Genomic DNA, 26852 nt, shown 5'->3' with positions numbered 1-26852 from the left:
ATTATTCCCCCTCATTTTTCGGCAAGATCTTTACCACATCAGCAATAACCTTTCCATCATGGAAGGAAAGTATTAATTGATCCTGTGGCTTTACATCAACTGATGATTTTAACATTTGATTATCTTTATAAGCTACCGTGAAGCCCCTTGTTAAAATGGCAAGTGGATTCAATGCTTCTAAAGTTCTGACAGTTGCCTCAAATTGTTGTTTTTGTTTCGTTACATAATGAGTTGCAGCACGAGTTAATTGTTGGACGTGAGTTTCTAGCTCTCGTTGATGGAAAGCTAATGCCTTTTTTGGCGAGTGCTGCTCTACCGCACTATGTAATTGTTGAAACTTTGCTTTTTTCTTCATTAAATCAACCTGCATTGCTTTTTGTAATCCCGATTCAAGTTGTGCTAGCCTTTCCGTAAATGGTCGATATAGGCGTTCTGGCATTGACAACGGATAAGATTGTTGGAGCTTATTTAGACGCTGACGTTCTGCCATAAGTTGCGCTCTCACGATTTGATGCAGTTGTGATTTTTGTGTAAGCACCCGTTGATATAAATCTTGTTGATCAGGTACAGCCATTTCAGCCGCTGCCGTTGGTGTCGGAGCGCGCAAATCAGCTACATAATCCGCGATAGTCGTATCGGTTTCATGACCTACTGCACTAATAATCGGGATACGACTTCCAAAAATCGCTCGTGCAACAGCTTCCTCATTAAATGCCCATAAATCCTCAATCGATCCACCGCCACGCCCAACAATCAGTACATCGCAACTCGCATCGATATTTGCTCGCTCAATATTTTGAACAATATTTGGCGCTGCTTGTGCTCCCTGTACAAGGGTTGGATAAATAAAAACTTCAGCAAGTGGATAGCGTCTTTTTAATGTTGTACAGATATCTCGAATGGCAGCACCTGTTGTTGACGTTAAAACACCAATTTTTTCTGGAAACCTCGGAATTGGTTGTTTCCACTCAGCTTTAAAAAGTCCTTCTTGTTGTAACTGCTCTTTCAGCTGGTTAAAGGCAACAAACAGGCTACCTATTCCATCTGGTTGCATTTCCTGTACATATAATTGATATGTACCGTAGCCTTCATAAACGTTTACATCTCCACGGATAAATACTTGCATACCTTCCTTTGGTTCAAACGCTAATTTTGTGGCTGCAGTTTTAAACATGGTAGCCGCAATTCGTGCTCCATCATCCTTTAATGTAAAGTAAATATGTCCTGATTGATGAATCTTGACATTGGATAGCTCTCCCTTTACATAGACTTCACGTAAATGCGGATCAGCATCAAATTTCCGTTTAATATATTTTGTTAATGCTTTTACAGTTAAATAAGAAGCAGATGACATTTTCCCGGCTCCTTTACTAAAATCAAGTTTTTCACAAAACTACACCTATCATAACATTTTTTATTGCGCTTGACGTGCCAAAATGCAGTTTCGTTAGAAAAAACGACTGTCTTTCATAGTATTGAAAACCTTACTATAACATTTCTATAGTATTGTTACCTGAATAAAGCTTCTTTAAAATGATATTGCTTCTGCAAACGAATTGCATTTAAAAATTTCGATAATTCACTGAAATAAAATAAAGAATCACAAAGCTTTGAGATTTTCATGTTATTTTTAACTAAGGGATATATTAAATAAAGTATGGCTTTCAATGCAAAGCGAGGGGTTGATTTCCGTTCCGACTGGGCGCTTTCCTGGGGGCGTCCAGCCTCCACTCCAATCAACCATTTCTCTTATATGTGTCTTTAGGTCGTCACTCTAATTTAGAACTTCTACCATTTCGTTTTTCAACAACAAGAAAACCTCACAACTAATTATAGTTATGAGGCTTTTTAAATTAATACCTATGTTTAAGAGCTTTGTTGATATTTGATAAGAACGAACTCAGATGGAAGAAACGAGTCAAGGGGTTTATCATATTCGAATGTAGAAAGTTTTCATAGTCGTTTGAAAGCTGGATATGTCGATTTAATGGCGTGGCGACGAAATACCTTGACCATTATTTAAGTTGCTTTCAATTTTTCACAAAATAACCGTAATGATGATACAACAGGTAGCAAGATCATTATTGAAAATTGCTTGTTCTCAACGATTGTTACCTATGATAAACTCAAGCTATCAAAATTTTCCATTTAGAAAAATAATCAGGGGGAAAGAAGATGAATACAACTGAACTACCAAAAGTCAATTTAAGAGAATTAACTCTTAATGATGTTGAAGACCGTTATCAATGGTGTCTTGATAAAGAAGTGATAAAACATTTAAATATGCCAGAGAAATATCCACCTTTTAGTAGGGAAGAAACTGAAGGTTGGATTAAAATGTGCATTACCAAAACAAATGGATATGAACAAAAAGCGATCGTTACAGAAGAAGGAAAGCATATAGGTTGGATAGATATGAAGAACATCGACACACTCAACAAACACGCAGAACTAGGGGTGGCAATAGGAGATAAAACCTATTGGGGTAAGGGCTATGGATTATCTGCAATGAAAGAAATGCTTTTGTGGGGCTTTAATGAATTAGACCTTAACAAGATTTGGCTTAGAGTAGAAGTTGACAATACAAAGGCAATTAAGTCTTATAAAAGAATTGGATATGTGGAAGAAGGTATACTAAGACAGGACCGACTAAGAAATGGTGAATTTATTGACCGTTTAAGAATGAGTATTCTGAAACACGAGTTCGTCAGTTAGCAAGAGCATAAATAGAGAAAGGGAACTCCAAAGATGTAGTTCCCTTCTAACAATATTCTTTACATAGCTAAATTAATAAAATATTAATAAGAGAGTACCTACAAGAAAGCAATAATATGTAAAGTAGCTAAGCTTGCCACTTTTCATGATTCCCATAAACCAACGCATTGCAAAATAAGTCATAAATAATGTCACAATAAATGTCGAAGCGTATGGAATTGCTAATTCACCTTTATTTGGCTCATTTAAAAAATCTGAAATTCCAAGGACAACCCCACCAAGACTTACAGGAATATAAAGCATGAAGGAAAATCGCAAAGCGGTTTCCTGCTTCATACCAACTGCAACGGCTGAAATAATGGTCGCTCCTGAACGGCTAATGCCAGGTGTTAAAGCTACAGCTTGACCAAGACCTACGATAATGGCGTCTTTTGCAGTCAAATCCGCATCCTTTTTCGTACCACGCATATTACGGATTAGCCATAGGGCAATACCTGTCACAAATAGCATAAGTGCTATCGTAGTCATACTAACATTATCCGCAATAACATCCCTTAATAAAACACCTAAAACGCCTGCTGGAATAGAACCAATCACAATGAAAACGGCAAAACGGAAATCAGCTTTATAACGATTCTTTCCTGTTTTGAGATACAGGAAAAAGTTTGTAATGAGTCGGACAATATCCTCTCGATAAATATAGACAATAGCTAGTAAAGAAGCTGTGTTCGTTAAAATAGCAAAAGTAAAACCTTGCTCACCAAGACCAAGAACTTCGCTAGCAATCATAACATGTCCGCTCGATGATACAGGAATTGGCTCAGTAAATCCTTGTACAAGACCGATAATGATATGTTTGATTATAAGTATTAAATCTATGTTTTCCATAAAAACCTCCCTATTAATATGTATGACCCAAACATTACATTAGACGTTGAAGGTAATGGAAAGTTCATAAAGAATACCTGAAAAGTGAAATAATGCAAAAAAGCCACCTCAATAAAAAAATTGAGGTAGCTTTTTTGCAAACTAAAGAGTCATTCAATCATTCAAAATTATAACTTAACTGTATGTGCAAGCTTATTTTCTGCTGCTTGAACTGTGTTGAATAGAAGCATAGTAATTGTCATTGGTCCTACACCGCCTGGTACAGGTGTAATGTGAGAAGCAATACCATCGACCTCACTAAAGTTTACGTCACCGCAAAGCTTGTTATTTTCATCACGATTAATGCCAACATCTATAACAACTGCGCCTTCTTTAACGTGTTCCTTCGTAATAAAGTTTGCACGTCCAACTGCCGCAATTAATATATCTGCTTGTTTAGTGAATGAAGGTAGATTCGGTGTTTTGGAATGCGTATATGTAACGGTTGCATCTTTTTGTAGTAGTAGTTGTCCCATTGGTTTACCCACGATATGACTACGCCCCACGATGACCGCGTGCTTTCCTGCTACTTCAATTCCTGAATATTCAAGAAGTTTCATTACGCCAAACGGTGTACAAGGCAAAAATGTTTCTTGGCCAAGCATCATTTTCCCAACGCTTACTGGTGAGAAGCCATCAACGTCTTTTTCCACAGCAATTGTGGCAATAACAGTATCCTCATCAATATGTTTTGGGAGTGGTAATTGTACTAAAATACCATGAATATCTTCACGATTATTTAATAATTCGATTTGTGCTAATAATGAATCCTGTGTAGTTTCTTCTGGCAGTTTGATTAACTCAGAAAACATACCAATCGCTTCACAAGATTTTTGCTTATTTCTCACATATGTAGCCGAGGCTTGGTTGTCTCCTACTAAAACAACCGCTAAGCCTGGTGTTAATCCTTGCTCTTTTAAACGCATTACTCGCTCTGCTACTGAATTACGAATTTCTTGACCAATTTCTTTACCATTAATAATTGCACTTGACATAGACCTTAGTTACTCCTTCCAATTCAACACATTTTATTGTTCTGTAAATTTAGAAAGTACGCCATTAACAAATTTCGACGAGCCATCGTCGCCAAATGTTTTGCATAACTCGATTGCTTCATTAAGTACTACTCTTTTTGGTGTTTCTGGCATGTATAAAATCTCGTATACAGCTAGACGTAAAACCGTTCTTTCAATTTTAGGTAAACGGGCAAGTGACCACTTTTCAAGATGCTGCTCTATAGTAGCATCGATTTCCTCTAAATGTTCAACTGTTCCAGTAACAATCTTTTCGTAGAAGACATTTGTTGGTTGGCCTTTGATATGACCCATTGCTTCTTCAACTGTTAGATCGGTATTGTCTAGCTGAAACAAAACTTGCAACGCTTTTTCGCGTGCTTCATGTCGTTTCATGTAAAGCTCTCCTTCTTAAGTGGCATTAAGGTTTATAATAGCATAAATTCGTGAGAGAAACACGAATTCAAGCAAGTTTTAAATAATCTGATACCTTTTTCAAGCAAGTTTTTGCTTATTTTAACACCCTGCAATTAACTTTTCTAAGAAATATATTGAAATTAAAAATCAACCTTTATTGTTTAAATACCAAGAATGTTATAATTAAGGAAATTAAACATCATTTTTCAGGTGTTCATTACGCATTATGAAGTTATATGTACAAGCCGTAAAAGAACGAACGCAAATCCCGCCTATTTTACTGCGATATTTGTAAATATAAAATTCATTTTGATGCGATATAAAACTTCTTTAGCTCTTACCAGTAAGGGCATTTTATGAATGAACGTAGAGAAATAAATATGCCTGCTCCATTGACATCGTATGAAAGAAATATATAACACTTTGTATAACCGCGAACGAATACTTCCACACTTATAAAAAGTTAAAACAAATCTTTTGACTCTATAGTTACTATAGGGTTTATTGTATTACTTGGAAATATTCTAGTAGACTTTGATTCATGTATCGTGAAAGATTGAAGGAGAACAATATGAATAAGCAACAACTTTTAACTTTAAGTATTTTATTATCGAATTTATTCATTGCCTTTTTAGGTATTGGTTTAGTTATACCTGTGCTACCAACACTTATGAATGAGCTGAAAATTTCAGGCTCTGTCGTTGGTTATATGGTGGCCGCATTTGCTATCACTCAACTTATCGTCTCGCCGATTTCTGGTAAAATGGTGGATAACATTGGCCGTAAAATTATGATCGTTGCGGGTCTTTTTATATTCGGTTTTTCAGAGCTATTATTCGGGCTTGGACGCACAGTTGAAATACTCTTTATCTCACGTATGTTAGGTGGTATCAGTGCTGCTTTCATCATGCCTGCGGTAACTGCATATATCGCTGACATTACAACCCTGTCACAACGTCCAAAGGCATTAGGTTACATGAGCGCAGCGATTAGTACTGGCTTTATTATCGGACCAGGTATCGGTGGATTTTTGGCCGAATTCGGAACGCGCTTACCGTTTTATGCTGCTGGTATACTCGGATTTTTAGCAGCGCTCTTGTCATTCTTTTTACTAAAAGAACCGACACGTGCTGCCGATGATGAACAGTCTGCACCATCAATTTTAGGCAGTATGAAGCGTATTTTTAGCCCACTATACCTTATTCCATTCGTGCTTATTTTCGTATTATCATTTGGTTTAGCTGCATTTGAATCGTTATTTAGCCTATTTGTGGATCATAAATTCGCATTTACACCTTCAGATATCGCGATTATTATTACGGGAAGTGGAGTAGTCGGGGCTCTTGCTCAGCTAGTTTTATTCGATTGGCTAACAAAGAAAATGGGCGAGATTAATCTTATCCGTTATTCACTCGTCCTATCTGCTGTTTTAACATTTGCTATGACATTTGTAAGCCACTATTTCGCAATATTATTTGTCACATTCTTTATTTTCGTCGGCTTCGATTTAATTCGTCCTGCCGTTACCTCTTATTTATCAAAAATAGCTGGTAATGAACAAGGGTTCGTTGGTGGCATGAACTCCATGTTTACAAGTCTTGGTAATATCTTCGGCCCTATTTTAGGTGGAGTATTGTTCGATATCAATTTGAACTACCCATATTACTTTGCGACAATTGTTTTAACACTCGGTGTTATCCTTGCTTTGTTCTGGAGAAAACCAAAGCATATTGAAATATAATAAAATAGCAATACTAATCACTGCTGATCAATTTCCATTAATAACGTAAAAAGAAGGATTGCCCTATAGGCAACCCTTCTTTTTATTCTTGTACGGCTACTTCTTCTTTTTCAAAGTGAATACCTGTAATGTGTACATTCACTTCTGCTGTTTCAAGTGCTGTCATATTATAAATCGCTTGGCGAATTTGAGTTTGTACTTCTTTCGCCACTTTCGGAATTGTATAACCGTATTTTACAGAGCAAAATACATCAATGGCAATCTCACCAGTTTCAGTAACACCCGATTTAATGCCCTTATTGTGAACTTTTTTACCGAAGCGTTCTACTACGCCAGTAGCAATATTACCACGAGTGGCCGCGACCCCTTCTACCTCGTTCACTGCGATTCCAGCAACAACCTCGATTACTTCCGCTGCTACTTCAATTTTCCCAAGTTCTTCTTTTCCAGAAGGCGTTGGTTGTACGAAAGATTGTCCTACTTTCTCTGCCATACAAATATCATCCTTTCCCTTACACATCACAAACAAATGCTGTACTTACGCTTATTATACTATAAAAAGGGAGGTTTGGCTTCGTAAAGCAGATTTAATTTATATGAGACAGATTTATGTCTATATATTTAAAAAGTTGGGCGATAAAAATGAAAAGCGAAAACAACCGCTACCTCACAATGAATTTTCCACTTCCCTCTTTGTAAAATAATCAAATTTAACTTACAGAAGATTGAATCCTCCTACTAGCCATTTTTCACTCGGAAACCTGACGTTGATTTTATCACCTACGACTTCTTATTCCGATAATCAACATCCCAAAATATTTCATTTTTTCCATTTTAATTTCAACAAACAATCATAATACGCTATAATTCCCTTATATACGGAATTTCTGAATAATTAAAAATATGTAAGAGAAGGAATTGAACAAGATGGGTATTTTTACGTTTATATTAGTGTTAATTTTAGTTTTTACAGGTTTATCAATAGAAAGAATTTTGAAAGATATACGTGAACAAAATAAAGAAATTATTGAAATATTGAAGAAGAACAACCACGATAAAGAAGAAAATACAAGTGATTAAGTTGAACATTTATTCTAGGTTTGTGCGTATGATCTTAACTCTAACAAATTTAAATAAATAACAGATTCAATGCATTTTCGCAAACGAAACCGCTTTGAAAGTCGTGATGTCGATAAATATATAAAAAGTTGGGTGATAATTTTAAAAAGTTAGGCGATAAATCCAAAATTTTAATCGATAAATTCAAATAACCTCTCGATAAAAATTGAAAAGCGAAGAAATCTTCGTAGGTTTCTTCAGTATGGGGGAATTAGATTTGTTTATTGTCAATGTTGAAGGGGCTATAAGAAAAGATGATAAGTGGATAATTGTTGAAAGAAGTAAAAAAGAAGAACATGCGGGTGGATTACTTTCACTTGTTGGAGGAAAAGTAGATATTGAAGGAATTTCACCAAATATATTAGAAAAAACTTTGAAAAGAGAGATTTTTGAAGAAATTGGTATTAAAATTAAAGAGAATTTAAAATATATACATAGCACTTCATTTGTAACAGATAAGGGTGAAAACGTTGTTGATATTATTTTCCTCTGTGAATATGAATCAGGTGATATTTTTGTTAAACAACCTGAAGAAGTAGAAATAGTATTTTTATTAGCTACGGAAGAAATACTTAACAACCCTCAAGCACCTAAATTTTTAAAAGAGTATATCAAATATGCTGAATTAGCACTTTTCTAAAGTAGGTGAAATAATGGGAGAAATAAAAGTAGCAGTATAAAAAACATAATGTTTTCGAATTACTCTAAAGGGAGCAATTTTTTCCTTAGTTTGTGCAATAATAGCTCCCTTTAATGAACTACCTAATCTACTTCTAAAGCGAGGGGTAGAAAGCGTCGCCACGAGATAAATTCGCTTCCTTTTCATCCTTCCACCATACACCATATGAATAATAATAAACTCCACGTTTTGTTGGTGCGGTGAAACGATTGTCTTTCACCATTACTTCAGTTTCCTTTTTATCACTTATTAGTACAATATTAAATTCATTTGGTTTTGGTTCGTATTCCATCACAAGAGTTATATTTTCACCAGATTTAACTTTTATAGGTTTTTTATCTTCTAATAGTTCAACTGGTCCAGCGGTATCAACGCATTTATTTGGCCAACAATAGGTACCGAGTGTAGTTTCAAATTTTTTATTATCAATTTCTATATAGACTTTAGGAGGCTTTCCTCCTGGCAATCCATTAGTATTTGAACACCCCATTAAGGTAAGTCCAAAAAGAGCTGCTAAATATAAAAAATATTTCTTCTTCATGCACATCCCCCCTTAATATTTGACGAACTCATTTATACTACGTTACAAAACATTTTTTATATTTTCTGATCCGTTTCATTTTTTTATCACATGGATATGAATAGGCTCGGAAAACTACTAATCCTTTATACAACTAGGGTTTTGCTGCTTTATTAAATTATCGTTAATATCTAAGCAAGAAAACAAAAGAAAAGAATGCATTTGGGGAACTTTGTGGGGAACATTAATATAAAATAAATATTCTATGATCAGGTAGTAGTTTAACAGATAACTTATTAGGTTGTCTGTTTTTTATATGTACAATTACCTATCGTTTCCTATATAGTTATATAGATAGAAGGAGGAATATTATGGACGATTTATTTCTTATTATTTCATTTTTAAGTATCGCTGCTATTCTTATTTTTGCAATTTTAGCTGTTATTCAATTTGCAAAAAAGGACAGCCAAAAAGGTAAAAAACAAATTAAATTTGCAGGTATTGCTGGGGCCATAATGGTTGTATCTTTTATTGGATTTGGCATGACTTCAGACGCAAGTGATACAACTAAAAATGACAAAGAAAAAGTAGAAACAGCAGCAAAGCCTAAGGAAGAAACACCAGAGGAAAAAGCTGCACGTGAAGCTAAAGAAGCTGAGGAAAAAGCATTAACTGAACAGAAAGCAAAAGAAGAGGCTGAGGCGAAAGCTAAAGCGGAAGAAGAAGCAAAGGCTAAGGCTGAAGCTGAAAGACTTGTTAAATTAGAAGCTTTAAAATTGTCAGGATCAGGTGATACTGTCACTAAAAAAATCAAATTAGATGCTGGTTTCGTAATTATCGATGCTACACATCAAGGGTCACGAAACTTCGCTGTAAAGTTACTAGACTCTAATTCCAATACTTTAAAGTTAGTGGTAAACGAGATAGGTAATTATTCAGGCAAAATGATATATGCAATACCAGCCGGTGAATACTTATATGAGGTAACCGCAAGCGGACCATGGACAATTAACATGTCACAAGACATCCCGAAAGATGTATCACCAGAAGGTAAAGTTTCTGGTAAAGGTGATAGTGTTGTGTTTATGAACATATCAAAAGGAGCAAAGAAAGTTTCATTTACGCATGATGGCTCTAGAAATTTTGTAGTTAAAGCAAATGATAGTGCTTTATTAGTAAATGAAATTGGTGCATATAGTGGCTCAAAAGTTCAAAAAGTAGAAGATACATCAACTTACTTCTTTGATATAAAAGCCGATGGTAATTGGACTATGACATTTGAATAAGTAAAAATTAAGCCGCTCAAATGAGTGGCTTTTTTGATGGATTTTTTAGAAATTAATGACATTTTCTCCTAAGCCAAATTACCAAAAAATAAATAGACTAAAAGCCAACATGGACATCTTGGTTCTTAATGTTAAGCTTGAATTAGCGTCATTGTTCATTAATTCTGCTTTTTGACACTTATCAAAGACTGATTAAACTTGACTGACTCTTCCCACTGGGGAAAATGACTTGAGTTTTCGAACCAAATGAGTTTTTTTGTCGTTTTTATCGTGTGATAGTAATCCTCTACTAATGAAGAAGAAACATGCTGATCATGACGCCCTTCAAAAAACGTAATAGGGACATCGAAACTCTTGTATTCACTAAAATCAATTTCCATGAGCTCTTGCCACAAATATTGTATAGATTGTAGACTACCTTTTTCGCGATTGATTAAATCTTTAAATGTGTACTTTGATGAAAAAATGAAATCCCTTACCAGTTGGTTGTAATTGCTTTTCCCATATAAAGAATGTCTGTATCGAACCACTAATTTAGTAACAAATAATAAATCGTTTAACCAATCTTTTTGAGTCAATGAAAGGTCAATATTTTCCAATCGCTGAACAATCTTTTTTTTATTTTGTTCTCGACTTTCTTTCAAAACAAAATCATATTGACACTGCAATCCTTTTTTCATGTTAACTACTTGACCACATCCAAAATAACTATGTACTAATTGTGGATATTTTTTAATGAAAATTAAGCCTAGGACACTTCCCCATGAGTGACCTAAAAGGTAAACTTTCTCTTGTTTAAACGTTTCTAACAAATAATGAATTAAACTGTATAAGTCTTCTATATAAGTTTCAATAGTTATTTGTTCCTCTTCCGAAAAAGTATAGTAAGATTTCCCCGCCCCTCTTTGTTCCCAGACTACAACATTAAACGTTTTTCCAAGTTCTGAGTTATATTTATAAATCAGTGGTAAAGCGGCATCACCTGGACCACCGTGCAAATACACTAAAAGAGGCAGATCGTTATCTTCACCAAAAATAGAAATAAATTGTTCTGAAGAGCCTATTTTTATATAGTTTGACACTTGAGTTTTCATTTTCTTCTCCTTCCTTACTATCGATTTGTTCCAACTTGTAATTACCGCGTTGTTTAAAATAAGGAACAATTTAGTTTTTGAATTATGGCTCTTCATCAAAATGTATGCTTGACTGTATATTCCGTTACAGGTGAATGCTTTCCGTCGGCACAGCTTTGCTTTCGGAACTAAAACTCGCCACCATTGCAAGTACATATTTTGATGTTGGCCTGAATTATATTTATTGTATCATTTTTCCAAAAAAAGATATTTTATTTAAGCGTTAAAAAGTACATTAGTATATAAAAAATAAGCCGATCAATAATCGACTTATTAAACACCCTAATTGAATAAGTGAGAGTCTACATTACCACACTTCTCACTTTATTAACTTATATAAATTATTGTGAATATGTAGTGTTACTGTCTCTTTTCAACAAATAACAAAATTAGTGTTGCTAATGGGCCTAACAAAAGAGAAAGTAAAAACCAATTGAACCCTGTTCTATTCTTCCCTTGTGCAAGTGCAGCATTTATCAACGCCAATGTACCCCAACCTACGACATATTGGTTATCCATCATTTGTCCCCCTTTTTCATTTAACCATACTGCACCGTTAGTGTAGTTTTCTTCATAAATTTGATTATAACACACCCAAAAACATGCTTCATAAAAGGTGTCTATACTGTCAAATCAAATAAGCCTGACCGCCAATTCCGCTTGCGAGTAATATAAACCGTTACAACCTCCATAACTACCTAGCCTCTCACAATTCCGATATCTCCAAGACAAAAGCATTCTTATTAGTATGTAAAAGCCTAACTTTATGTGTAATTGGTCTACTGATAAATTTCGTGTATGCACCGTCAATCACTCTCCTTAATTCGGAGTATAATGCCCTTGACACCACATGAAAATCGGCTGTCATGACTTTTATTTTGGGCTATTAAAACGAGTTATGAGCTTATGGGGATTCCTGCGCTTATTTTTTTAACGCAAAACTGACGTAAGTTAATCGGGATAACTAAATTCTATATATTGCTCATGACGACCAACTATCCACTTAAACGATCTCGATACGTCTGACAGCGTTGAATAAGTGAGGTAACTAAAGAATGATAATTTCATCAGAGTATTCTCTTAAATGTTCAATGGCTAATATCACTGCACCTTCTTCTGTCTCAATTAAACTCAATCCTATCTTTATTGGACTCCAAAATTCATATCCGCAGTCTTCTTGCCACATATATACTTCTGTTGTATAAAGACGATCCCTCTTTTTTATAATTTGAACTTTATATTGATTACTTGGAGACATCATTTCCTTTATCATCTGTTCCATCGTTTCACCATCTTTACAAATATTAATGTGTATATTATAACTATTATTCTTCAAAATGTTTAAAAGCTGTGCGCAAGTTCCGAACACTAGAATGCACCTGTCAGAATAAAGGGCTTTGGGGTCACGCACTTTCAACGCAAAAAAGAACGACCAACAAACGAGATTTAATTCTTTCGTTAATCGTTTTGTTATCGTTTTATTCCTTCACGTTCAAGCAATCGATAAATTGTTCCTTTTCCGATTTTGTAAGTCTTGCGAATGTCAACAATTGAAACGCCGTATTGATAATCCTTAATGATTGCGTTGCGTCTGATTTCTTCTTCGCCTTCAACTAACTTCGTTTACGCCCTTTTAACTTTCCTTTAGCTTTACACCCCTTTATTCAAATTAATCATGAATAATAATTATCAATGGAATAATAATCCTGTTTACCTTGATAAGAATAATACGATAAAATATGTTAGGCCAACTTCAAATTTGCACAAGGAAATATTCAACAGTTATACATAGGAAGTGAAGAATTGTATTATATAGTACTCTCAATAGGATTAATACTTGCTCTCTCGCAAGCTATATCATTAATTTTTATGTATCAAGACAAAGAATTGCTATCTTTCGATGGATTTAAGTCTCTTTTTGGTTTTTTAGTAGGTGTTACGTTATTAGTGATTACCCTACCGAGTCTAAAAACTATTATCCAAAAAGATTATGACGTTATTAGTGGAGAGTGTACGATCGAAGTTGGTTCATTCGGACGCCGTACATCAACAACTTTTGAAATGATTGAAACTGGTGAACAATATACCTCATTCGATATTCCTGAACTGGATGCTTATGGTATGTCAATTCCTTACTATTGTAAGGTGTCAGTTACAAAAGAAAATATGTTTACAAAAGACAATATGTTTACTATGGGTTACGAAATTTATGATGTAAAATCACGAAAATTATTATTTAAAAATGACTAGAGACGAATGCAAATGTCTCTAGTTTTTTTAATCAATATTGGCACAAAGACCGAGTATGGGATTGTTGGCAAATGAAATGCTTGGAGATAATTTTAAAAAAGAGCAATGCATTAGCGATTTTGATGCCCTTCTCCTGACGTCCACTAAAAATTTCGGAGGTGCAATTAGCTCTGTATCATCCTGTTGAAATGCCCCTTTAAAGTTTGGAAGCTGTATGCCCCCTGTAATGTCATTCAAATCAAATATCCCTGTTTTCTGTATATTTTGGGACATAAAAAACCTCCTAACTAATAAAAGTTAGGAGGTAATAAAATTGCGAACTTTGATAGGTATTTTATTTACTAAATCCGCATTATCAATTACTTGCTTTTCCCCAAAACATCATTCTCTTCTAGGAACTTCGTATTGAATTGCGCTGATTTGAAAACTTCATTGTTCATCAATGCTTGGTGGAATGGAATTGTTGTTCCATAAGGATTCAAGAGCATCTTACAAAGCTCAGAAACCCTTACAGAGCAAGAATTATACGGATATTTAAGAATAGAATGATTTCAGAACGCAATACTATCACCTTCTATTAAATAGAATAGCATTTTTAAAAGTTGAACGCTAGACGCTATTCATCAAGTCATTTCGTGTGCATGCAGCAGGTCACCTTTATATAGAAAGATACCCTACCTCAATATCAGAAACATGCCCTACTAGTTTCTTCAGAGCTAATGAAGTATGCATTGAAATTGCTAACTAAACATAAATGAAATTATCATTAAGGAACTTACTGTAATGAGAAAAATTTTGAATGTGGACTTCTGAAACTATATCATAATTAGCTTTCTTTTTACTTATGGTATTTAGCTCAGGTTTATATTGGTATATCAAGCTAGCCTCTACTTCTAATAATAACTTTTCAGCTCCTTTTAAGTTAGAAATAAACTCTAAAGGAAGATATTCTTCATCTTTACTTAGTAACATAACGCTTGCAAAATAAATACTTTTTTTCAGTCCATCGTATTTTGGATGATGCAACTTAAGGGCAACTGTATGTCCTCCCCTAAATCTATTATTTGCAGAAGAAGTTTTCCCAATATAAACAACTTTTTCACTTTCACCTTCACCAACTGTAATTATATAAATAGGACAACAAGTAGTAGGAGGTTGAAAGGTTACACTTTTTATAGCTCGTATGATTTCGTTATCCAAATGTAAATTGATATAATTCTTACTATACTCTATCTCCCAATTCCAAAATTCTTCTAGATACTCAATTACTTTTTCTATATAATTATTATTTTCTTCCCAGGATTGTTTTAAACTTTGAGCAGAAAGTTTAGAAGCTTCATGTAAGGGAAATCCATTTTCAATACCTAAAAAGAAACCCAAACTAAAATCGATAGACTGTTTGTCAGTCAATTCTATTCTTGGAATTGCGCCTTTTTTTATAAAGTAATCTAATTGTCTAAAATGTGTTATTTCCATATGTTCTCCTTATGAGTTATCGCACCACTTCAATTCTCTTTGGTATGAGTTCATTGCAATATTGACGTCATTTAATCATTCCATATACAGCACTATACCAAGCATTACAATCTTCAATACTATGTTATGTTTGGTTAGAGTGCACCTTAAAAAACTCAAAGTAATCGAAGTTCTTTTTTTAGTTTTCATCGCTAAAATCTTCTATTTTTCACTAGATTTAAACCCTAAATCTTTCATCATCAAATCAATAATCATTTTATCATCCAATCCATTATATTTAATCATCAAGTCCATTATCATTTCATCATTAAATAATCTCAAAAAAGCACTATTTACACGAGCAATTAATGGTAAATTTTCTGACATCAATTGTAAATCACCACTGTGATTGGCATAAATTTGCAATGCATTTGTTTCTTTAAAAAGTTCTAGGGGTAATGGACTCTTAGCTCTCGGATTATGGAAAACTATTAATCCATCCGAAAGATGTTCAGGAGTGGCAGGAGACACTTTATTTAATTTGTATGGAAAATCATCATCAGATATATCATGTTGAATACAAAATACTTTATTTAAAGAATCTTCACCTTTCGAAATAACTAGTGATGTTAATTTTCCTATTGTAAGCGTGCAGGTGAAGATAATTGCTGATATATCTTCAAATTCCTCATCACTAAAAATATTTAACTTTATTTCAGCATCAGTTCCAGGTTTCAAAATAAAGTCTTTCTGCCCGTAACTTTGGGATTCAACATCAAAATATAAACCATATAATAATGCCATTAGAGGGTAAATAAACTCTACTCCATAATTTATTTGATCATAAGAAGCTAAAGCAATAGTGAATGGAGCCTCTTTATTTATCCATTCTTTTGTGGAATATTGATTTTTATATTTCATAAGTTTTGAACGAATTGAATTAGAATACCTAACAATTGATTCATCTATTATTTGATTAAAATTGGGATTAAAATGTAATGCTTCTAATCCTATAAAGGTATCCATGAAGGTCCTTTCTTCCTCTTGTAAACCTTTATCTTTAATATTTGCAACCACAGCTTCAACATAAAACTCAATGGGTGATTTAACTATAAAATCAGGCACTTGTTTTGAATAATCTAAGGTAAATTTAGCCTCTTTAAAAACTGCGTGTAGATATAATTCCCAAAAAGAAGAATGAAAAGTTGTTTGAAATTGATGCGCAAATTTATTATCTTTATCTATAAAACCTTTTGACCATTCTTCAATTATTTTCTTCTCTTCAATTAAATTATCTTTCAGCATTTTAAATTTATAATTTAGTTGCTCATCATTAATTTTTTTTGATACTTCAAATAAGTTCATTTTTTTCTTCCCTTTTGAATTTCATGCTAAAAATAGTTCCCCGCTTGTATTTTCAACTCAGTTTCGTGTGTGTACATGGACAACCTGCCATTCCCAGTCTAATTACATCGATTCGGAAACTATCCCCGCCCATATAATTCTTAATATTTTTCAATAATCCCATATGCTTTTTCAATAGGATACTTAACATTATTTTTACTTGCTGTTCAATTACATTAACAACATCAACTCCAGTCTCAATAGCAAATAGCAGTGTATATGTAATAATATCAGCCAGTTCATCCTACATCTTTACTAAGTTTTCATCCACAACCTCTTCACTATTTTTCCACTTAAACAATTCAAATTAACTTGCCCACAATAAAACTGCACTTTAATCACATCTCATTATGGTCAAATTTGTTGTCTCTATTAATAATACTACACACCTTTTTTATCCATAAGTTAATTTTTAAATAATCTAAAAAAGTGCAAGTTTTTATAGAAAACTTACACTCCCCATACATTTTTAAATTCCGCTAAAAGAATGATTTTACTTCCACCAATCAGGGTTCACGTTGTAACCTAATTTGGATAGCTTTTTTGCTAAATATGGTTGCCAATCTTCTGTATTTTTCTTGTATATTATTCCTTGTATATCATTAGGCAGTTCTAATTCTCCCTTAAGAATTGTTAGAGTCCTTTCCCTTCCAAGCTTACCAACAAAGTAACCCATTTCAAATATTACATTTTGCCTAGCTCTATATTTGATTTTGTCACTTCCATCTATTACCGAATAACCACAATCATCAGGACTACTCAGAATAATTGCAAACTTTGTGTCCTGTGTTTCTCTTTCAAACTTCTCAATGATTGTTTGTCCATCATCATCAGCTTCACTTAAAATAACAGGAGATAATGATAGTTTCCTTATAAATCTATCAACCTCTAATAGAAGTTCTCTATCATGCCCATGAACTAAAAATATCCTGTCATTCTGAACATCTTTTACTGCGACTTGAGAAGTCTCATCTTCTTTTTCTGAATTAAATTGTTCAAATTCTTCTTTAACTTTTATCTCTTCAATAGCAGTGTCTAGAATAGCTAAGAAACTATTTCTTGCGTTCTCAAAACTATTATACTCTCTGTCCGAGTAATCATTCCCACTAAATCTTATACCCGAATAATTAAAATTTAAAATTGCAATTTGTTCACACAATTTATCTGCACTGCTTTGTTCTAGTAAAGAATGTAATTTTAAATCTGAAATATGTTTTACTTTTTCTACCTCATTAAAATCTCCATTAGTTATACAGTGTACTGAATCTTTTAGACCTTCAATTTTATTAATACGAGTTTGAACATTCATTGATAAACCCCCATACATATTTACATTTATTTTCAATCCATATTTTAACACACAAAAAAGTTATAAGTAATATTTTAGGGAATTTACTAAATGTTAATAGCTCATCGTTTATACCCATTAACTTCTAAAAGTTACACTCACAACAATGCTACCTAAAGTACAAAGCCTTCCATTATTTTGTCTATTTCATCATCAATGATGCCAATATACTTCAACTCCACAAATTCGCTCTCGTATCGCTTCAACTTTCTTTTGGTGTGCGTGTAACAGGTAGCTTAGATTCTTCATTCAACATCATCAAAATATCGGAAAATACCCCCTCTACTTCCACACTCTGTAGCGCCCCAAACGCTCTCCTGACACGCTTCTGACCTTCACTGACCAATTTATCAATTTGACTTCTAGGAGCGACCTGTAACGCTCCTGTAGCTCTATAGATTACTTCTGACACTCCGTAGCTTGACCAAAGTGAAACGATGATTTAACACGTCAACTCATAAAAATCTAGTGTGTCATAAAGTCCTATAAATCAAGGTTTTCGTCTGAATATACATAAACGTCACCTTTTGAAAAACAAGTAAAGTTGTTATATTTCTTTGCTTTTCTCTTTCTAGCTTCACGCTTTAAGGTACTCATGCTAATCCCTGTGATTTCTTCTACCTGCGAGAATGAATGTGTTTCTTTCAGCTTCATAGCATGATCAAGCTGTGCCTTTGTATATGTAGGCTTGCGCCCTTCACGATAACTTGGATTTTGTTTTGCTATCGCTTTCCCCTCTTGTGTGCACTCCACAATCATGTCACGCTCGAACTCTGCAAATGCAAAGAAAATATTTTTAATAAGCTTTGAAGCAGGTGTGTTATCCAGAAGCCCTATGTTCAAAATATGTACTCTCACGCCTTTTGCAATTAAGTCTTTTACTAATTCACTACCTTGTGAAGCTGAACGAGCAAAACGGTCTAACTTTGTTACCATAAGCGTATCACCTTCTTTTAGTACGCTTAAAAGTTCATTAAATTGTGGTCTATCTGTTTTCGTGCCTGTAAACTTTTCTTTATAGATGATTTCAGCACCGTTCTTCTTCAAATCTTGAATCTGTGCTTCTAGGTCTTGACCTATAGTTGAGACACGTGCATATCCATATACTGTAATTTTAATTCCTCTTCCCAAGCTTATTTATGACACTTAATTACGACACCGTTTGATACCTTGATAATACAGCATCATTTTAACGGTGTCAAAGCTTAAAATTTATGATACCATCAAACATATTACCTAATTCAAATGAACAACTTCCCTCATGATCCATTTACACAAAAATTAGTAAATGTTAATATGATAATAAGTATTCTTTCTTGCTTAACTCACATATATTATGGGTATAGCTTAGCAAGGAGGTGCTTTCTAATGAAGAAAAGGAGGAAACAAAAATTGACTACACCTTTACTAAATAGAGAAGAAACCAAAAAACAATTTTCTGCTAAACAACTCAGATTAGCAAAAGCTATAAAAAAATCAGCAGGTATTCATCAATTCAGCGAAGATTTCGATTCTGTAACTGCTACAAATATACTACGAGGTAAACATATAGATGACAAATAACGATATAAACTTTTCAAAGAGAGTCATCCAATTAAACGAAGGTGACTCCCTTTTTTTTGATACCAATGTTTTAATAGATTATTTAAACGAAAAAAGTAAGAACCATGAAGCAATTAAGCATTTCATAATACATACTGTAAATCAAGATTGCCAAAGGTTTATTTCACAAACAGCTTTACAAGAGCTTTTATACATTGTTGCTAAAGAATTGTTTATAACTGAGCAACTCTTAAGCTGCAATTACAAAGAAAAATACGAGGCTAGTTCAGCTTGGATAGAGTTACCTAAAGGTCGCATACCCTCCAACCTTAAGCTCCTTAAGGACTATAATGAAAAAGCTTTGACATCTATCAACGAACTATTTCCTTTGTTCAAAGTAACAAAGTCTATTGCAGCTGAAGCAAAACAAGCTTTACAAATTTCCTTTGAATACCCTTTACATTCAGCCGATGCTTTTATTATGAGTAGTGCTGTTCAAAATAACAGTGCGTTAGTTTCATTAGATGGTGACATGCGTACTACATCAAATGAAATTCCTATCTATTACTGTAGTAAAAGTAAATTCAATCCATCTATTTATGATTCAATTGAAGGGCACAACCAATTATACGATGAAATTTTTAACGCTGAAAACTAATTCATCATCTTCTCGTAAAACTTGAAAAGGGACGAATGTTTCGACCCGATCAAGTCAAATCAGATTTTTTTACGTATCTTTCACGATAGTCAATTACATATCAACTAAAGGCTCTCTATACTCCATAGCAGTTGCCTTTAGTTGTTCCCTCGGCATCTAGAATCTTTTATTGCACTCCCATTTTGTAGCTTCCCTTATGGTTATTTAATGTAATCGTATGCGCTCTCGTAAAGATCTAGTTCTTCTATAAAAACACCCTAAAAAATCACATAATCTAGATATTGACACATTTTCACTTATGTACTGCTACTTTTTTATCTATCTATTCAATGGAGCAACTAATACAGGTTTATAGTGTGATTCCTCTGACATTAGCGATTGATTAGATTTGTAACGGTTTAAACATTATCGTATCGCCTGCTGTAACAGCCAATCTTTCTTGTTAATGCTACACGCATCTACAACTTTTTTTGTAAATATATTACTCTAGACAAAACAACTGATTGTTCAGTTATTCAACTAAACCAGCTAATAGTTTGTCAATAATTTTCTGTTAAAAGTTTAATATGCACGTGCTATACTAAAAAGCGCATGACAAATAACCTTCCTAAAGTTTGTTTTTGGAAGGTTTTGTTTGATTTAGTTGTACTTACTTATCAGGCTAAATCTTGGTACGTAGTTCTGTTTTTTAATAAGGCAAAAATCCAATGTAATAGTTTATTAATACAAGCTACCATCGCTACTTTAAAAGGTTTTCCTTCGTCACGTTTTTTATCGTAAAATTCACGTAATTTCTTGTTTCGAGGAATGATTTTATCGTCTGTTCTAGTTTTTCTGCAATCTCTTATTGCACAACGAACAGCCATGAACAAGGCATGACGAAGTCTACTTGAACCTCGTTTTGTAATTCGATTCTTGGTCGCTGAAAACTTACCTGATTCGAAAACACTTGGGTCAACTCCAGCGAAAGCCACAAGCTTTTTAGGGTTGTTAAATCGATCTATTTCACCAATCTCAGAAATAATCGTTGCAGCGATTTTTTCACCGATACCGGGGTTAGATTTGATAATACTATATTCTTCAATTTCTTTAGCGAGGGCATCTATTTCTGACTCTAAATTTGATAGATGCTCTTTGTATTGAAGAAAGATCTTTATATACATATCCAGACTTAAAATATGACTCTGGTAAACTGTTTTTTCAAAAGGATTACGAGCTGCAGCGGCTTTAAGCTGTAAAGCTTTTTCATTTGCCCATCTAATGGATCTACTCTTACATAGTTCGTAAATTTTGTCTGTAATGGATTCCTCACTTGCTTTCAAAATATCTTCTGAAGAAGGGAACTCTGAAAGAGTTAATAGTGAAACATTAGAATATAAATCTCCAAAAACCCCTTTATATTCAGGAAATACCTGTTCAAGGACTGCCTGAAATTGCAACTTAGTTTGAATCATTACGCCAGTTATATTTTCATGTTGTCTTGTAAGATTACGAAGATTTAATAACTGCACACCACGCTTTTTATATGGCTCTAATTCCTCTTTATAGAACAATTCACAAAGAAGATAGGCATCAATGGCATCCGTTTTTACTTTTCTCAAACTCGTTCCTCTTGCCTTATATGAAATTAACGGATTAATGATAATCAATAAATATCCTCGTTCTTCTAAATGATGTATGACAGGAGCACCATAATGTCCTGTAGCTTCTAAAATGATTGTAGGCTTCATACCAGCCTCGTTTTTTACATCCTCTAAAAATATAACAAGGTCATTAAGACCTTCTAAAGTATGAGTTACCTTAAAACTTTTACGATATGGTTTGCCTTTATCTAAAAATGCTTGAACCTGGCTTTCTCCTTTTGAAATATCCAGACCAACGACTGGATTCATTATTAATCTCCTCCTAGAATCATAGTTTGCCAGTTACCCCTAATCCTCCATGCAGTGTCATAGCTTCGCTTGTTATACGAGATCTAAGTCCCAACCAGCCTCAATCATGTTTCTGCAAGTAGGGGGCGAACGGTTTAGTTGACGGGGTCAAGCCCCACGGGCAGTTACGTTCTACCCTGGCTACTGCTATAATAAATCCATAAAAAAAATGGTCAACCAGAAATATCTGGCTGACCTTATAATACGAACTCATCCAATAGTTGTTGATTTGATGCTTTGGAATAGTAGTTCCTTTTCTTATTAAGTTCTGCGATTAATTCTTCATAATTTTCACCTCTGCTAGAAGAAAGAATTAGTTTTTGAATTTTATTTTCAACATCTACGATTACATACGCTCGGAACTTTTCAATTACTAGATTAGTAAACCAATCTTTTGGAATAGTATAGAACTCTTTAGTCATTTATTATCACCTCACCTTATATACAATTATGTACTTTGCACAAAAAAATCCGAACGTTGATTAGTATCAGCAACACTAATCAACCATATATAGTACAAAACACGAACTTTCTACGTTTTTATACATAGAAATATTCGTGTATTTGGATTTTACAACACTTTAACGAATTTGTAAATAGCTATTATAATTTTTTCTAGATAAATAACACTCCGTTTTCACAATATTAAAGATACTCCTTCAAATCCTCCGCAACCTCCTCTACATTTTTCTTTCAAAAGCTCTTCTAATAGCATGAGCATTTTTATTTGCACCAAGCATCTATTTCGAATTGACAGCAATTTACGCATCCCTATCATGAAGGAGGTTGAGTTGAAACTGCTCAATGTAAAAATGCCTTGCCTAGTTCTCAATAAATCAAAATGACTTAAAAGAACAAGACAAAAAGGATAGCCCCAAATACTAGGCTATCCTTTTCATATTATTCATGCCCAATAAGACTTTATTCCTAGTTTCCTATTAATGAATTTATAACTTCATCAAACTCACTAAATGAATCCCAGTTTCTTCTCCATTCTTGAATAAATTTCACATCATTTGATTTTGGTAGCTGATTACTATCTAATTTATTTATCTCAACTACTGCTGGCATAGGGATAGCCTCCCCGATAATCAAGGCTTCTCTTTGCTTAAAAGAAGATAAACTGTCAGTTAGAGAACTTACATCGTCTGGCAGTAGTTTCTTTATATACTGTTGATCGTTAGGGTTGGTTACTCTCATTACCACGAAGCTATTACATTGTGAAAATATTGTTTCAGATATCTCAGATGGTCTTTGGCTTACAATCATTACTGAAACCCCATATTTTCTCCCTTCTTTTGCTACCCGTTCAACTGATTCCTTTACATACTTATATTTTGCTTCCGTGCTTTTAGGAATATAATTATGAGCTTCCTCATAAACTAACAAAAATGGTATTTTTACATCTTCTTCCTTTCTAATTTTTTTCCTGTGAAATGCAAAGTTAAAAATTAATCTACTAACAAGCGAAACACAATTATTAATAATCTCAAATGGCATACCACTTAAATCAATAATAACAACATTTTTCTTTCCTTGAATAGAACCTTCTTCCCCAAATTTATATCCAATAAATTGTTTAATTATATCAGCAAGGTTAATACGATAATCATCCCCTTTATTTAACAGGAATTTCAATCTATCATCATTGATTTTTGTTTCTAAACGATTTACAAATCCTGTGAATTTCCCGTTAAATGTAGTGGATTTAGTTGTATTAATATCACCAATTTTTTTCTCAGCTTCTTCTAACTCTTCAAATATACTGCCACTTTTTTGATTCTCAAAATCATCATAAATATGCTCAGTACCTTTTTTAAAAACTACAAGACCATTTGCTTCTTTAGCGATATTATAGTTTTTTATATATTGAAGCACTTCTTTAATATTAAAGTAAACTGGTGTATCATATGTGATTTCATCTTTAAACTCGCCATCTGTACCTTTGTTATAAAACTTCTTATTGAGTACAACTGCCCTCTTAAAAATATTTCTTTGATTATGATCTGAACCCTCTACATCTAAAAAGAAGTCCTCTAGTTCCTCTGAGTTCATTAACCAATAGGGTAATTTTATGTCATCTACAGTTAATGCTCTACATTTATCTTTAAAAGAGTGTTGATATTCCCCATGAATATCGAATATGATAATGTGGGAATTATTCAACAGTCCCTCTTTTTGTTCCACAGTAAACGGATTTATTCCTTCATGTAAAATTTTTGCTACAGTACATGATTTCCCACTACCTGTAGACCCAATTACCGCCAAATGTTTATTAAAAAATTTATTCCCGTCCAATACCACATTAATTGCTTTACTATTTGTGGAAAGAGCTTGTGGAAGTGAACTAAAATAAAATTCATTTTCTTTTATCTCCTGATGAAAAATACGCTTTAGTAATTCATTATCAACAATTTCTACATGATTTGGAGGTACAGTGATGTTATTACTTCCTCTATAGAATTCATTATTATGTATATAACCAATAGGATGGATATCGAGTATAAAAGTAGGCTTTTGTTTTTTTATATTTATTTCATTAAAATAGTCATTTATATCTCTTATCTTATAATTTTTTAAAACCCCTACAACCGACTCCTCAAATTCATCTGTTATTTTTATATAACTCCCTATAGTAAATTTATCATTTAAGTTTCTAAATTTATCAGGATCAGTTACTTCTACTTGTATGCAGCTAGGCGATACAGAAAGAATTCGGAAAAATTTATTGTTTCTGTTTTTCAATGTGAAAATCTTGCTTATATCACTTAGTGTCTTGATATCTTTTGTATCTTCTATAGCATACACCGTTGCATCACTTTTATCTAAAATTGACTTATACAGCGTACTTTCACCAAAGCATATAACTACATCAATATGGTTTATTTCCTGAATTCGATTTATAAAAGTATTTGCTGATATAATTTTAATTTGATATTCAGCCTGTTTTATAGCGCTATTTTGATCAACATAAACTATAGGCTCTCGGTTAAATTTATCAGCATCAAATATCTGCCAACTCTCATTACCATCGTTAAACTGAATATTCTTTGTCAAAAGTTCTCTTTTTAATAAAGAAATTTCGTCCGACTTTAAATCTAATACAACAGTCCAAACTTTGTGTTTACTAAGCGCCTCATTTAAAGCAAATGAATCTTCTATCACATTTGAGATAAAATCGCTAAATGATATTTCTCCCTCTTTATTAGCGAGATAATCCTTCCCTATATAAAGATACCTACTTTTTGTTTTACTAAGCCCTTTTGTACTTTTCAATTTTTCTATTACATAATCGTAATAATTATCCTTTCCCCTATGCCAAGCAAACCATTTATTAAACAAAAGAGCCTTCTTGTCGATTTCATTTAAGAATTCTTCCTTAGTTATTTTTCTCTTCTCTTTATGCTTCTCTTGCGCTTTTACTATATAATCCTGTGATTCTAATTCCTCGATTAATCCCTGTAATTCTATTTTGAAAGTATGTAAATCATCAGTATGTTTCTCTTTTTCTCCTTTCCCGTCTCTTATACATTTTTCCCTATATTTGATTTTCCCCTGTACAGATGTAATTCTTTGTTTTAATTCTTTATGCTTTTCTTCTAGGGCTTCTCCATTTTCACAAATTTGAATCGCTTTGTTAAAAATAACTTTAAGAGCATTATTGTAATAGTAATTCTCTGCTTCTTCCAAGTCCTTACAGTTATCTATCTTCTCGTTCAATAATGATAAAACTTCATTATATTGGAGATGTATATCTGTTGCTTCTAAATCCACTTTTAATAGCCGTATAAATTCTTTTAAATCTTCTTCAGGTATTTCAACACCTGAATCAATATACAATTGTGTTACAACTTCTCCTTTAATGTTCCTAGTTGTTAATATATCATCTTTGAGAAAATCTAAAGCACTTTTCTCCCCTTGACTTATAAGATTCTTGTTAGCATCTAATTTCAACTTTTCTGTTTCTTCTTTAAAATATGCATATAAATAATAATTTCGCCTATTAAAATTATTTCTTATTACTTCTTTAAAATGCTTAAACATCTGTTGAATAGGTTCTTTAATTTCAGATGTATTGTATGTAGTTTTTGCATAATATTTTACTTGAACAGAGGTATTATCCAATTCGTTTATATTCTCAATGTCAATATCTTCAATTCCTTCCACACAGATAACCGTATCATTATCCTCTTGCTTAATTAACTCTATAATTGTTTTATCAAATTGATACAAATATCCTGCAATAGTAGACTCTGCTGACCGCTTTCTTTCCACAAAACTCACCTCTCAAATTATTATCATCCATACAACTCAATATCTTATCACAAATTTAGGCAAAATATACCAGATCAACTAATTTATATTTTCTCACTGTTATGATTTTATAAATAACCACCCTATCCCATAATACTAATCAATGCACCTTTAATATTTCATTCGAACACAAACCATCATCAATCAAAGAAGTAAACAGCTACTAAATTTTTTTAGATATTCCCTCAAATCATTCGCTACTTCTTCAACATCTAAATCAAGATAAAAAGCTGTGGAACTAAGGTTAATATCCTATTGCCTTTAAGATTGATGCTACGCTTGCTCCATTGTTATGTAAGTTTTTCGCATAGACTCTCCTAATTGCATGAGCATTGATATTCTGCAATCCAAATCACTTTGAGATAATACAACCAAACAAAAAGAAGCTAGATTTCTCCTC

The 26852-nt window shown here is 33.2% G+C and carries 27 protein-coding genes and 1 pseudogene; 9 read left to right on the top strand and 19 right to left on the bottom strand.

Annotated features, from left to right (window positions below; all coding sequences use genetic code 11):
* Nucleotide 1: 1 nt before the first annotated feature.
* A complete protein-coding gene (gene xseA / locus ACMZ42_RS17035; protein ID WP_415732129.1) occupies nt 2-1354 on the bottom strand; it encodes an exodeoxyribonuclease VII large subunit in 1353 nt (450 codons plus the stop codon).
* A gap of 565 nt (nt 1355-1919) precedes the next feature.
* On the opposite strand from xseA, the pseudogene ACMZ42_RS17030 reads away from it, so the two are divergent.
* A pseudogene (locus tag ACMZ42_RS17030) lies at nt 1920-2037 on the top strand (IS1595 family transposase); the annotation flags it as partial.
* Between the two features lie 138 nt (nt 2038-2175).
* Complete coding sequence (locus tag ACMZ42_RS17025; protein ID WP_415732128.1) at nt 2176-2715, top strand: GNAT family N-acetyltransferase; 540 nt, start codon at nt 2176-2178, stop codon at nt 2713-2715.
* Between the two features lie 72 nt (nt 2716-2787).
* On the opposite strand, the gene ACMZ42_RS17020 is transcribed toward ACMZ42_RS17025, so the two are convergent.
* The 3 genes from ACMZ42_RS17020 to nusB all read right to left on the bottom strand — a co-directional run bounded on the left by ACMZ42_RS17020 (nt 2788) and on the right by nusB (nt 5051).
* Complete coding sequence (locus ACMZ42_RS17020) at nt 2788-3603, bottom strand: undecaprenyl-diphosphate phosphatase (RefSeq protein WP_415732127.1); 816 nt, start codon at nt 3601-3603, stop codon at nt 2788-2790.
* 167 nt (nt 3604-3770) lie between these two features.
* Nucleotides 3771-4637 carry a bifunctional methylenetetrahydrofolate dehydrogenase/methenyltetrahydrofolate cyclohydrolase FolD gene (gene folD, locus ACMZ42_RS17015; RefSeq protein ID WP_415732126.1) on the bottom strand — a complete coding sequence of 289 codons (867 nt, stop codon included), beginning with the start codon at nt 4635-4637 and terminating at the stop codon, nt 3771-3773.
* A gap of 33 nt (nt 4638-4670) precedes the next feature.
* Entirely contained in the window at nt 4671-5051 is a 381-nt protein-coding gene (nusB, locus tag ACMZ42_RS17010; RefSeq protein ID WP_415732125.1) for a transcription antitermination factor NusB, read from the bottom strand.
* Nucleotides 5052-5643: 592 nt separating this feature from the next.
* Between nusB and ACMZ42_RS17005 the strand changes: the two genes are divergently transcribed.
* Entirely contained in the window at nt 5644-6813 is a 1170-nt protein-coding gene (locus ACMZ42_RS17005; RefSeq protein ID WP_370079863.1) for an MFS transporter, read from the top strand.
* 82 nt (nt 6814-6895) lie between these two features.
* Here the strand turns inward: ACMZ42_RS17005 and ACMZ42_RS17000 are convergent, their stop codons facing one another.
* Nucleotides 6896-7306, bottom strand: coding sequence for an Asp23/Gls24 family envelope stress response protein (locus ACMZ42_RS17000; protein WP_132356667.1), 411 nt, complete (start codon nt 7304-7306; stop codon nt 6896-6898).
* Between the two features lie 434 nt (nt 7307-7740).
* Between ACMZ42_RS17000 and ACMZ42_RS16995 the strand changes: the two genes are divergently transcribed.
* Together ACMZ42_RS16995 and ACMZ42_RS16990 are read left to right on the top strand one after the other, a co-directional pair.
* Nucleotides 7741-7893, top strand: a complete 153-nt coding sequence (locus ACMZ42_RS16995; RefSeq protein ID WP_415732124.1) for a hypothetical protein — start codon at nt 7741-7743, stop codon at nt 7891-7893.
* 256 nt (nt 7894-8149) lie between these two features.
* On the top strand, nt 8150-8572 hold the full coding sequence (locus ACMZ42_RS16990) for an NUDIX hydrolase (protein ID WP_415732156.1): 423 nt from the start codon (nt 8150-8152) through the stop codon (nt 8570-8572).
* Between the two features lie 133 nt (nt 8573-8705).
* On the opposite strand, the gene ACMZ42_RS16985 is transcribed toward ACMZ42_RS16990, so the two are convergent.
* On the bottom strand, nt 8706-9152 hold the full coding sequence (locus ACMZ42_RS16985; RefSeq protein ID WP_415732123.1) for a hypothetical protein: 447 nt from the start codon (nt 9150-9152) through the stop codon (nt 8706-8708).
* A gap of 350 nt (nt 9153-9502) precedes the next feature.
* Between ACMZ42_RS16985 and ACMZ42_RS16980 the strand changes: the two genes are divergently transcribed.
* Nucleotides 9503-10417, top strand: coding sequence for a hypothetical protein (locus ACMZ42_RS16980; protein WP_415732122.1), 915 nt, complete (start codon nt 9503-9505; stop codon nt 10415-10417).
* Between the two features lie 158 nt (nt 10418-10575).
* Here the strand turns inward: ACMZ42_RS16980 and ACMZ42_RS16975 are convergent, their stop codons facing one another.
* The 4 genes from ACMZ42_RS16975 to ACMZ42_RS16960 all read right to left on the bottom strand — a co-directional run bounded on the left by ACMZ42_RS16975 (nt 10576) and on the right by ACMZ42_RS16960 (nt 13092).
* Entirely contained in the window at nt 10576-11511 is a 936-nt protein-coding gene (locus tag ACMZ42_RS16975) for an alpha/beta fold hydrolase (RefSeq protein WP_402874094.1), read from the bottom strand.
* 399 nt (nt 11512-11910) lie between these two features.
* A complete protein-coding gene (locus ACMZ42_RS16970) occupies nt 11911-12069 on the bottom strand; it encodes a hypothetical protein (RefSeq protein WP_415732121.1) in 159 nt (52 codons plus the stop codon).
* 529 nt (nt 12070-12598) lie between these two features.
* Entirely contained in the window at nt 12599-12919 is a 321-nt protein-coding gene (locus ACMZ42_RS16965) for a hypothetical protein (protein ID WP_415732120.1), read from the bottom strand.
* A gap of 101 nt (nt 12920-13020) precedes the next feature.
* Nucleotides 13021-13092 (bottom strand): hypothetical protein, encoded by a 72-nt coding sequence (locus tag ACMZ42_RS16960; protein WP_415732155.1) that lies wholly within the window; start codon nt 13090-13092, stop codon nt 13021-13023.
* A 261-nt stretch (nt 13093-13353) separates the two neighbouring features.
* Between ACMZ42_RS16960 and ACMZ42_RS16955 the strand changes: the two genes are divergently transcribed.
* Complete coding sequence (locus tag ACMZ42_RS16955; protein WP_415732119.1) at nt 13354-13800, top strand: hypothetical protein; 447 nt, start codon at nt 13354-13356, stop codon at nt 13798-13800.
* A 27-nt stretch (nt 13801-13827) separates the two neighbouring features.
* On the opposite strand, the gene ACMZ42_RS16950 is transcribed toward ACMZ42_RS16955, so the two are convergent.
* The 6 genes from ACMZ42_RS16950 to ACMZ42_RS16925 form a co-directional block, all read right to left on the bottom strand.
* Entirely contained in the window at nt 13828-14073 is a 246-nt protein-coding gene (locus ACMZ42_RS16950; RefSeq protein WP_415732118.1) for a hypothetical protein, read from the bottom strand.
* Between the two features lie 471 nt (nt 14074-14544).
* Nucleotides 14545-15276: a hypothetical protein gene (locus ACMZ42_RS16945; protein ID WP_415732117.1), complete on the bottom strand. Its 732-nt coding sequence runs from the start codon at nt 15274-15276 to the stop codon at nt 14545-14547.
* Between the two features lie 201 nt (nt 15277-15477).
* On the bottom strand, nt 15478-16620 hold the full coding sequence (locus ACMZ42_RS16940) for a hypothetical protein (RefSeq protein WP_415732116.1): 1143 nt from the start codon (nt 16618-16620) through the stop codon (nt 15478-15480).
* A gap of 532 nt (nt 16621-17152) precedes the next feature.
* A complete protein-coding gene (locus ACMZ42_RS16935) occupies nt 17153-17968 on the bottom strand; it encodes a TIR domain-containing protein (protein ID WP_415732115.1) in 816 nt (271 codons plus the stop codon).
* A gap of 241 nt (nt 17969-18209) precedes the next feature.
* The gene (locus ACMZ42_RS16930) at nt 18210-18419 is read right to left on the bottom strand and encodes a hypothetical protein (RefSeq protein ID WP_415732114.1); all 210 of its coding nucleotides are present in this window, start codon (nt 18417-18419) and stop codon (nt 18210-18212) included.
* 71 nt (nt 18420-18490) lie between these two features.
* Entirely contained in the window at nt 18491-19120 is a 630-nt protein-coding gene (locus tag ACMZ42_RS16925; protein ID WP_415732154.1) for a recombinase family protein, read from the bottom strand.
* A gap of 279 nt (nt 19121-19399) precedes the next feature.
* Here ACMZ42_RS16925 and ACMZ42_RS16920 point away from each other — a divergent pair, with 279 nt between their 5' ends.
* Entirely contained in the window at nt 19400-19570 is a 171-nt protein-coding gene (locus ACMZ42_RS16920) for a hypothetical protein (protein ID WP_415732113.1), read from the top strand.
* Nucleotides 19560-20207, top strand: coding sequence for a type II toxin-antitoxin system VapC family toxin (locus ACMZ42_RS16915; RefSeq protein WP_415732112.1), 648 nt, complete (start codon nt 19560-19562; stop codon nt 20205-20207). Before ACMZ42_RS16920 ends, ACMZ42_RS16915 begins: the two co-directional genes overlap by 11 nt.
* A gap of 656 nt (nt 20208-20863) precedes the next feature.
* Here the strand turns inward: ACMZ42_RS16915 and ACMZ42_RS16910 are convergent.
* The 3 genes from ACMZ42_RS16910 to ACMZ42_RS16900 all read right to left on the bottom strand — a co-directional run bounded on the left by ACMZ42_RS16910 (nt 20864) and on the right by ACMZ42_RS16900 (nt 26413).
* Complete coding sequence (locus tag ACMZ42_RS16910) at nt 20864-22099, bottom strand: IS110 family transposase (RefSeq protein WP_415732111.1); 1236 nt, start codon at nt 22097-22099, stop codon at nt 20864-20866.
* A 236-nt stretch (nt 22100-22335) separates the two neighbouring features.
* Nucleotides 22336-22560 carry a hypothetical protein gene (locus ACMZ42_RS16905; RefSeq protein ID WP_415732110.1) on the bottom strand — a complete coding sequence of 75 codons (225 nt, stop codon included), beginning with the start codon at nt 22558-22560 and terminating at the stop codon, nt 22336-22338.
* Nucleotides 22561-23065: 505 nt separating this feature from the next.
* Nucleotides 23066-26413: an ATP-binding protein gene (locus ACMZ42_RS16900; protein ID WP_415732109.1), complete on the bottom strand. Its 3348-nt coding sequence runs from the start codon at nt 26411-26413 to the stop codon at nt 23066-23068.
* Between the last annotated feature and the right edge of the window lie 439 nt (nt 26414-26852).

Source organism: Lysinibacillus sp. NPDC056185, from assembly GCF_047737915.1.
Classification (GTDB): domain Bacteria; phylum Bacillota; class Bacilli; order Bacillales_A; family Planococcaceae; genus Lysinibacillus.
This window is presented reverse-complemented; position numbering and strand designations above follow the sequence as displayed.